The sequence below is a fragment of the Acidithiobacillus sp. genome (assembly GCF_023255755.1).
Classification (GTDB): domain Bacteria; phylum Pseudomonadota; class Gammaproteobacteria; order Acidithiobacillales; family Acidithiobacillaceae; genus Acidithiobacillus.
The window spans coordinates 1-8,830 of sequence record NZ_JAGDVS010000061.1; the positions used below are offsets into that span (position 1 = coordinate 1).

Genomic DNA, 8,830 nt, shown 5'->3' on the forward strand with positions numbered 1-8,830 from the left:
CAGGCTGTCGGCACCAATGAGTTTACGCACCTCTTCAATACTGTGCTGGGCCGCGATGAGCTGGGAGCGATCCGGGGTATCGATGCCATAATAGCAGGGCCCGGTCGTGGGTGGCGCGCTGACCACAAAATGCACCTCGCGCGCGCCAGCAGCCCGCACCAGACTGACAATTTTAGCGCTGGTCGTGCCCCGGACGATAGAATCATCCACCAGGACCACCCGTTTACCACGCAGGATGTTGGGCTGGGCATTGAGCTTGACCTTAACCCCGAAATCACGACCGCGCTGTGCCGGTTGAATGAAGGTGCGGCCCACATAGTGATTGCGGATCAGCCCCAGCTCGAAGGGCAGACCAGAGGCCTCCGCATAGCCCATGGCCGCCGCAACGCCGGAATCGGGGACGGGCACCACCAGATCCGCCTCTCGCGGATGCAGACGTGCCAGCGCCTGACCAATGCGTTTGCGCGCCGAGTATACGTGGATACCATCGAGCACACTGTCCGGACGGGCGAAATAGATATATTCAAAGACGCACATGCGCCGGCCGACGGGCGCAAAAGGCTTGCGGCTCTCGATCCCTTCTTTGGAAATGACGATCAGTTCCCCCGGCTCAATGTCGCGGACGAACTCCGCCCCCATCAGGTCGAGGGCACAGGTCTCGGAGGCCAGCACAAAGCCCCCGGAATCAATCAGGCGCCCCAGCACCAACGGACGAAAGCCCATGGGATCACGCACCCCAATCAGTCGGCTTTCCGTCAGACAAACCAGCGAGTAGGCACCGGAAACCTGCTGTAGCGCCGCCGCGAGCCGGGTCCCCGCATCGTCGCCCGGTACCCGCGCCAGCAGATGGACGATGACCTCGGTGTCCATATCCGTGTGGAATATGGCCCCTTCCCGCTCCAGCCGGGTGCGGAGTTCAGCCGCGTTGACCAGATTACCATTATGACCGACGGCAAAGGCGCCATGGCGATAATTGATAAATACCGGTTGGGTATTCCGCAGTACGGAATCCCCTGCAGTGGAATAGCGCACGTGGCCGATCGCCTGTTCACCGGGCAGCTTGCCGATCTGCTCCAGTCCGAAGACATCGGCCACCCGCCCCATACCGCGCTGCACATAAAGCTTGCCCTGATCGCCAGAAACAATACCCGCCGACTCCTGGCCCCGGTGTTGCAAGGCATAGAGGCCGAGATAGGTCAGGTTGGCGGCTTCCGGATGACCAAATACGCCAATTACCCCGCATTCATCATGAAAATGATCGTCATCCACGATATGCTGCATCATATTGTCATTTTGCAATTTTTTGCGACTCCAAATAGGACACGGCAGGTGCCGTCAATGATTGCGACCAGTGTTTCACCGGCTCCTGTCCCAGCCAGGAACTCTCCCACCAGGGAGACCGGGACAGGTCTGAGGACTGCACCAGAGTAACCGCAATGGCAATCAACACCAGTCCCCGCAAGAAACCAAAGAACGCCCCCAAAAAGCGATCCGTCGCCCCGAAACCAATGCCGTATAATAGCTTACGAACGACAAAAGCGCACAGGGTCCCGACGATCAGGCAGGCAAAAAAGAGGATAAAAGAAGCCAGCGGCACCTTCCAGCCGGCGGGGATCTGCGACGACAGCCGGGGCGCCAGCCAACTCCCGCCCCAGTTCCACGCCACGTAAAACCCGCCAATCCATGCCGCCAGGGAAAAAAACTCGCGTACCATCCCGCGAAAAAGCCCCCAGAGCGCGGACAGCACCACCAGACCCACGGTAGCGGCATTTACCCAGAACATCATGCCGGATCACGCAGTAGCCAGGCCATGGGCAACTGCTTGACGAGATGAAAGGAGCCGAAACAGAGCAGAATATCCCCGCCCGCCAAGGTCATTCTTGCCCTCTCCAGGGCCTGCTCCATGCTGGCATCCGCGGATACCTCTGCCGCGCCCATTTCCTCAAGCATATCGCAGAGTTGCGCCGCCATCGCTGCACGCGGCGTATCGGTGATCTCCAGCACATGCCAGGCATCCACCCAGTGCAACAGTGGCGCGAGTGTCCCGGCCATATCTTTGTCAGCAAGCATACCGACAATGGCGTGACAACGCGCGGCACCTTTTCGCGCCGCCAGCAATGCCGCCAATTGCCGAGTAGCCTGCGGATTATGGGCGACATCCACTAGCAGATCAGGATCCTCCTTACCCCAGGGCTGGAGCCACTGGCAACGTCCCGGCAACTCCGGCGGTAGCGTCCAAGCGGAGATCGCCGTATCGGGCACCGGCAATTTCTCCTGCAACAGCGACACCGCCGCCACCGCCACCGCCAGATTGGCCCATTGTGCCGACCCTGCCCACAAAGGCGCAGACACCTGTTTCTCTTGCCCGAATCCTGACCATTTCCCGGATGGAGGATCAATATGAAAGTCCCGCCCCAACTGCTGCAAGGGCACCTCAGCACGTGACGCCGCTTCCAATACCGAAGCGCAGGGCTCTTCGGCATCCCCATAGAGGGCAGGCACCGCACGACGGAAGATACCCGCCTTTTCCCTGCCGATGGATGCACGATCGGACCCCAGCCAGTCCTGATGATCCAGGTCCACGGTGGTCACGACACTACAATCCGGCACGAACGCATTGACCGCATCCAGACGTCCCCCCAGGCCGACCTCCAGAATCGCCACATCGACCCCGGTGGCCAACATCATCCGCACAGCAGCGAGGGTCGCGATCTCAAAATAGGTGAGCGGAATCTGGCGTACTGTGTCGGCCAGTTCCTTGAGTTGCTGGCACCAGAGGGACTCAGGTGCCAGCCGACCATCCAGCCGCAGACGCTCAGTAAACTGCCAGAGGTGTGGGCTGGTATAAGCGCCAACGCGATAGCCCGCCTGGCGATAGAAGGCCTCCAGATAAGCCACCGTGGAGCCCTTGCCATTGGTGCCCCCCACCAAAATTGCCGGCATGGGCAAACGCGCGGGAATCTTCAGCGCCGCCAAAGCAGCCCGCATCCGCTCCAGACCCATGACGATTTGCTCGGGTGGCCCGGCCAGTTCAGCGACCCGATCACTGAGGGTATCTGGCAAAGACATCACCGGCTACGCCCGCCCCGTGCACAGCGCTTAATGCGCACTCTCGGCATGGGTCAGCATCCTCAGCATCTCGCTCACTACCGTGCGCATCTGGCGACGATCGACAATCTGGTCAATGGCGCCGTGCTCAAGCAAATATTCTGAGCGCTGAAAACCCTCCGGCAGCTTTTCACGGATGGTCTGCTCGATCACCCGCGGTCCGGCGAAGCCGATCAGGGCCTTGGGCTCCGCAATCAGGATATCCCCCAAGGTCGCCAAACTGGCAGAAACACCGCCCATAGTCGGGTCGGTGAGCACCGAGATGAAAGGAACTCCCGCCTTGGCCAGGCGCTCCACAGCAGCTGACGTCTTGGCCATCTGCATCAGGGAAAAAAGTCCTTCCTGCATCCGTGCCCCACCGCTGGCACTGAAGCAGACCAGTGGACAACGTTCCGTCAGCGCCGTCTCCGCCGCCTTGGCAAAGCGTGCGCCCACCACCGAGCCCATACTCCCGCCCATAAACTCAAAGGCAAAGGCGGCGGCCACCACCGGGCGCCCTTTGAGGAGACCGCGCATCACCACCAGGGCATCTTTCTCTCCGGACTTGGCTTGGGCTTCCTGCAGTCGATCCTTATAGCGCTTCTGATCCTTGAAGCGCAGAGGGTCCACCGGGACGTATTCCTTCGCGATCTCCAGGCGAGGCTCCGCATCGAGGAAGAAATCCAGACGCTGCCGGGCACTAACCCGCTGATGGTGTCCGCAGTGGGGGCAGACGAAAAGGTTCTCCTCCAACTCCGTGCGGTAGAGCACCACCTGACAGGTGGGGCACTTGGACCACAGGCCCTCGGGTACGGTACGCTTATTTTCGGTTGCGCTGGGGGCCTCTATGGGCGCCTTTTTTATTTTGGGCGGCAGCACCCGATCGAACCAACTCATACGCCACTCCTTTCCGTTGTTCGCACGGCCTGGACCAGCGGCTCGATAAAGCGGGTGGCCGCCGCAATAGCTTCCTGATCCGTCGTGCACTCCGCCAGTTGATCGACCAGTGCGCTGCCGACAACCACTGCGTCGGCGCCAGCCGCCACCTGCGCCACCGTCGCTGCATCACGAATGCCAAAGCCGATGGCCACGGGCAGGCCTAGTTGCTGACGCAGGTCCTGTACCCGTTGCAAGACTTCCGCCCAGTCCGCCTGGGTTGCGCCGGTAATACCGCGCAGAGAAACATAGTACACAAAACCGCTGCCCATACTGCGGACGGTCGCCGCCCGTTCCGGGCCGCTGGTCGGCGCCAGCAGGAAAATGGGATCAATACCGTGCTGCTGGAGAACGCCGGCTTCGCCGCGCCCCTCCTCCGGGGTCAGATCCACCAGAATGACCCCGTCCACCCCCGCCGTCGCAGCAGCCTCAGCGAACGGGGTTATGCCCATGGCTTCTACCGGATTCAAATACCCCATAAGGATGATGGGCGTGTGGCTGTTGGTCATGCGAAATTCGCGCACCCACTCCAGGACCATGCGCAGCTTCACCCCCCGCGCCAGCGCCCGCTCACTGGCGCGCTGGATGCTGGGACCATCGGCCATGGGGTCGGAAAAGGGCATCCCCAGTTCGATGGCATCGGCCCCAGCAGCGACTAGCGCGTGCATCAGGGGCACAGTCACGGTCAGCGAGGGGTCACCCGCCGTCATAAAAGGAATGAGGGCAGCACGACCCGCATCCTGAAGTTGGGCAAACAGTCCGGCCAGACGACTCATAAATGAATACCCTCGAGAGCGGCGACGGTATGAATATCCTTATCGCCTCGCCCGGACAGGTTAACAATAATGGTTTGGTCAGAGCGCATGGTCGGCGCCAGACGGAAGGCATGGGCCAGTGCATGGGCGGTTTCCAGCGCCGGAATGATGCCTTCGGTGCGGCACAGACGATGGAAGGCGGCCAGCGCTTCTTCATCGGTAGCAGCCACATATTCTGCCCGCCCGGCATCCTTCAGATAGGCATGCTCAGGCCCCACCCCCGGATAATCCAGCCCCGCCGAGATGGAGTGGGTCGGCAGGATCTGGCCGTCTTCATCTTCCATCAGGTAAGTCCGGTTACCATGCAGTACCCCTGGGCGCCCCGTCGTCAGGGGGGCGGCGTGTTGTCCGGTGCTGAGACCCAGACCACCCGCTTCGACACCGATCATCCGCACCGCCTTATCGTCGATAAAAGGATAAAACAGACCGATGGCATTACTGCCCCCGCCCACGCAGGCGATCAGGCAATCGGGGAGCCGTCCCGTCAGTTCGAGGCACTGCGCCCGCGCTTCGTCGCCAATGACCCGGTGAAAATCCCGTACCATAGCCGGATAAGGATGTGGTCCCGCTACCGTCCCGATCACGTAAAAAGTGTTCTCGACATTGGTCACCCAGTCACGCAACGCTTCGTTGAGCGCATCTTTGAGGGTGCGGGTCCCGCTACGCACCGCCGCCACCTGCGCACCCAATAAACGCATGCGAAACACATTGCTGGACTGGCGCCGGATATCCTCCTCGCCCATATACACCAGACATTCCATGCCATAGCGGGTCGCGACCGTCGCCGTGGCGACGCCATGCTGCCCTGCACCCGTCTCGGCGATTACCCGTTTTTTGCCCATACGCCGGGCGAGCAAGGCCTGACCGACGGCATTATTGATTTTGTGCGCGCCGGTGTGGTTGAGGTCCTCCCGCTTGAGGTAAATTTGCGCTCCACCCAGTTCTTTGGAGACGCGCCCAGCGTGATAGAGCGGATTGGGACGACCGACGAACTGGCGCAACTCACTGTGCAGCTCAGCGCGAAACTCCGGATCCCGCTGCGCCTCCTGGTACGCATGCTCCAGTTCCTCCAACGCCGGAACCAGGGTTTCTGCAACGAAACGCCCGCCGTAAGGACCGTAGTGTCCGGATGCATCCGGCAAAGCATAAGCTCCCATTCTCTCTCCCTCAGGTACCGCGCACCCGCGCAACAAACTGCGCCATTTTGTCATGATCTTTGCGTCCGGGCGATATTTCCACCCCGCTGCTCACATCTACCGCATAAGGCCGGGCGATGGCGATAGCTTCGGCGACATTCCCGGCATTCAGCCCACCGGCCAAAATCCAGGGCTTACCCAGATCCGGCAGTCGCCACCAGTCGAAACTCTGGCCCGACCCCCCCCAGACTCCCGGCGCTGCACAGTCCAGCAGCAGTCCCTGCGCGTCATGATAAGCGTCCACCACCGGCCGCAGATCTTGCGCTGCAGTCACCCGCAACACCTTGATGTAGGGGCGGTCGAATTTGCGGCAGAAGGATGGCGACTCATCGCCATGAAATTGCAGGACATCCAAAGGGCATTGCTGCAGAGTTGCGGTCACTTCAGCAGCATCTGCGTTGACAAAAAGGCCAACGCGCGTGATAAAGGGCGGCAATGCCGTGAGCACCTCCTGGGTGCGCCCGGCATCCAAGGCCCGCGGACTTTTATGGTAGAACACCATTCCAATGGCATCCGCGCCGACGGCCGCCGCCGCGCGCGCGTCCTCCGCATTCGTGATTCCGCATATCTTGATTCGCACCATCAGCGCATTCTAACACCGCGGCTGGCAGAAAGCATGAGCGCAGCCATCCGGTCGCGCCCAGTTACACCCCCATCAAGAAACCGGAATCCGCCGCATCCACTGGCAGCCCGAACTCCGCAGGATAACGCGGCGCCACAAAATAGAGGCCGCCTGGCGGGGCCGTAACACCAGCCTGACAGCGATTGCGACTGGCCAGCACCTCGGCTGCCCAGCTCACGGGTCGGTCGCCGCTGCCGATGGCGATGAGCACACCCGCAAGATTACGCACCATGTGATGCAGAAAACCATTAGCCTCGGCATCAATGGCCATCAGATCGCCCCGGCGAGTGACCTGAAGTTGGCACAAATTCCGTATGGGACTTTTAGCCTGACAGGCAGAGGCGCGAAAGGCAGAAAAGTCATGGGTACCCAGCAGGGTTTGCGCTGCTGCCTGCATGACCTCCACATCCAGGGGGCTGTATATCCAGGCGGTGTGATTTCGCCATAGTGCGGATTTTTCATGACGATTGAGAATCACATAACGATAACGCCGCGCCGTGGCGGAAAAACGGGCGTGGAAATGGTCCGGGACGATCCGGGCCCAACGTAGCGCCACCCCTTTGGGCAGGAAGGTATTGGCGCCACGTATCCAGGCCTCGGGGCGACGCACGACCGGGCTGTCAAAATGCACCACCTGACACAGGGCATGCACCCCTGTATCGGTACGCCCGGCAACGATCACAGTGACCGGACACTGGGCCACACGACTCAGCGCTGTTTCCAGCACACCTTGTACGCTTTCCTGATCCAACTGGCGTTGCCAGCCACAGAATCCATTGCCATCGTATTCAATTCCCAAGGCCCAGCGGGTGCCAGACCTTGGCACGACTAATTCCATTTCCAAGCCCGGTTAACCGCTTTTCAGCAACTGCCTGGCTTCTTCCTGCTGGGCGCCGCTGCCTTCCCGGCTCACTTCTTCGAGCAGATCGCGCGCCGATTCGCTATCACCCATTTCCACATAGGCCTTGGCCAGGTCGAGCTTGGTACCAACCGCATCCCAATCCGCAACGTCCATGCTGGCAGATGATTCCGCGGTAGCAGGAGATTCCACGGCTGCGGAGGGAGAAGCAGGCAGGGCAGGCGTGGATGGCTCATCATGCCGGGTCAAGCCGATCAGGGGCGCTGCAACTGGAGCTTCCAGCGTTGCGGGAGGTTCTTCACGCGTCTCTTCCATCAACCGGAACTGCTCATCAATATCTTGCAGAAGCCGAGCTTTCTCCTCCGGCGGGAAAACGCTCTCTTCTTCCACCGCAGCTGGCTTCGCAGGAGCATGGTCAAAGTGGAAATCCAGCATATCCAAGGGGGCAGGTACCGCAGACTCTTCCGCGGGCTCAGGCAACGATACCTCAGTAACAGGCTTGGGAGCTGTCGTCGTCACCTCCTCGGAGATAACAAAGAGCGCATTGCCGGGAAAGAGCCGTGCCCCTTGTGCGGCCACTTCCTGCCACGCAGCATTATGCGGCCCGAAACGCCCCCGCATACGCTCAGCGAGATCCAGATACTCCTCATGGCGATCCAGACTGGCATATATATCGAGCAGTTTGACGTACAGTTCCTTACGCCGCGGATTCTCTTTGAGAGACTCATTGAGCACGGCGACCGCCTGTTCTGCCTTACCGTAGGTCAAGTAGAGATCGGCTTGTTCAAGCGGATCGACTTCACTACCCGTGTACGCATCTTCAGCACTTACAGATAGGGCAAGACCAGGTAGAGCATCCAATACGGGTGCGGCGACCGAGACGGGTGAAATGCCAGCCGACGGAACCGACACCACGGGAGGAGGCGCTGCGCTAAGCACCGCTGCGGGAGACTGGGGTTGAGGACTCGCCCCTTTAGGGGCCGCAGTCAAAGTAGAAACCCGCTGCGAAATCTCGCGCTGGCGCTGCTCCGCCTCTTTTTGACGACGCAGCATCCAGAGAAACAAAATCAGCAGAAGAATATTACCGCCCAGCGATAGGAGCAACGGAACATTATTGAAAAGGCTGCTGTTACCTGCCGTCCGGGAAAGGGTCGCGAGTTGCACGCCCTGACTGGCCAGCAGACGCTCCTCTGCGCTCAGACGCTGCCCCAGACTGGCCACTTCGGCCATCAATTTTTGATTATCATCGCGAAGTACAGCATCCGGCACCTGCAACTGACCGGTTGTGGCAGCGGATGCGGCGCTGGCTACGACA

Annotated in this window: 9 protein-coding genes; all 9 read right to left on the reverse strand. The window is 60.6% G+C overall.

The window, feature by feature from the left end:
* A partial coding sequence (gene purF / locus Q0C48_RS04170) for an amidophosphoribosyltransferase (RefSeq protein ID WP_366937001.1) occupies window positions 1-1,281 on the reverse strand: 1,281 nt, incomplete at its 3' end.
* Window positions 1,282-1,288: 7 nt separating this feature from the next.
* On the reverse strand, window positions 1,289-1,786 hold the full coding sequence (locus Q0C48_RS04175) for a CvpA family protein (RefSeq protein ID WP_291521841.1): 498 nt from the start codon (window positions 1,784-1,786) through the stop codon (window positions 1,289-1,291).
* Complete coding sequence (locus Q0C48_RS04180) at window positions 1,783-3,069, reverse strand: folylpolyglutamate synthase/dihydrofolate synthase family protein (protein WP_291521842.1); 1,287 nt, start codon at window positions 3,067-3,069, stop codon at window positions 1,783-1,785. Before Q0C48_RS04180 ends, Q0C48_RS04175 begins: the two co-directional genes overlap by 4 nt.
* A gap of 30 nt (window positions 3,070-3,099) precedes the next feature.
* The gene (gene accD / locus Q0C48_RS04185; protein WP_291521844.1) at window positions 3,100-3,984 is read right to left on the reverse strand and encodes an acetyl-CoA carboxylase, carboxyltransferase subunit beta; all 885 of its coding nucleotides are present in this window, start codon (window positions 3,982-3,984) and stop codon (window positions 3,100-3,102) included.
* The gene (gene trpA / locus Q0C48_RS04190; protein WP_291521847.1) at window positions 3,981-4,799 is read right to left on the reverse strand and encodes a tryptophan synthase subunit alpha; all 819 of its coding nucleotides are present in this window, start codon (window positions 4,797-4,799) and stop codon (window positions 3,981-3,983) included. The genes accD and trpA overlap by 4 nt, the downstream gene beginning before the upstream one ends.
* Window positions 4,796-5,995, reverse strand: coding sequence for a tryptophan synthase subunit beta (gene trpB, locus Q0C48_RS04195; RefSeq protein WP_291521849.1), 1,200 nt, complete (start codon window positions 5,993-5,995; stop codon window positions 4,796-4,798). The genes trpA and trpB overlap by 4 nt, the downstream gene beginning before the upstream one ends.
* Before the next feature lie 10 nt (window positions 5,996-6,005).
* The gene (locus Q0C48_RS04200; protein ID WP_291521851.1) at window positions 6,006-6,617 is read right to left on the reverse strand and encodes a phosphoribosylanthranilate isomerase; all 612 of its coding nucleotides are present in this window, start codon (window positions 6,615-6,617) and stop codon (window positions 6,006-6,008) included.
* 61 nt (window positions 6,618-6,678) lie between these two features.
* On the reverse strand, window positions 6,679-7,482 hold the full coding sequence (gene truA / locus Q0C48_RS04205) for a tRNA pseudouridine(38-40) synthase TruA (RefSeq protein WP_291521853.1): 804 nt from the start codon (window positions 7,480-7,482) through the stop codon (window positions 6,679-6,681).
* 24 nt (window positions 7,483-7,506) lie between these two features.
* Window positions 7,507-8,830 (reverse strand): FimV/HubP family polar landmark protein (locus Q0C48_RS04210; protein WP_291521855.1); only part of this gene is annotated, 1,324 nt, incomplete at its 5' end.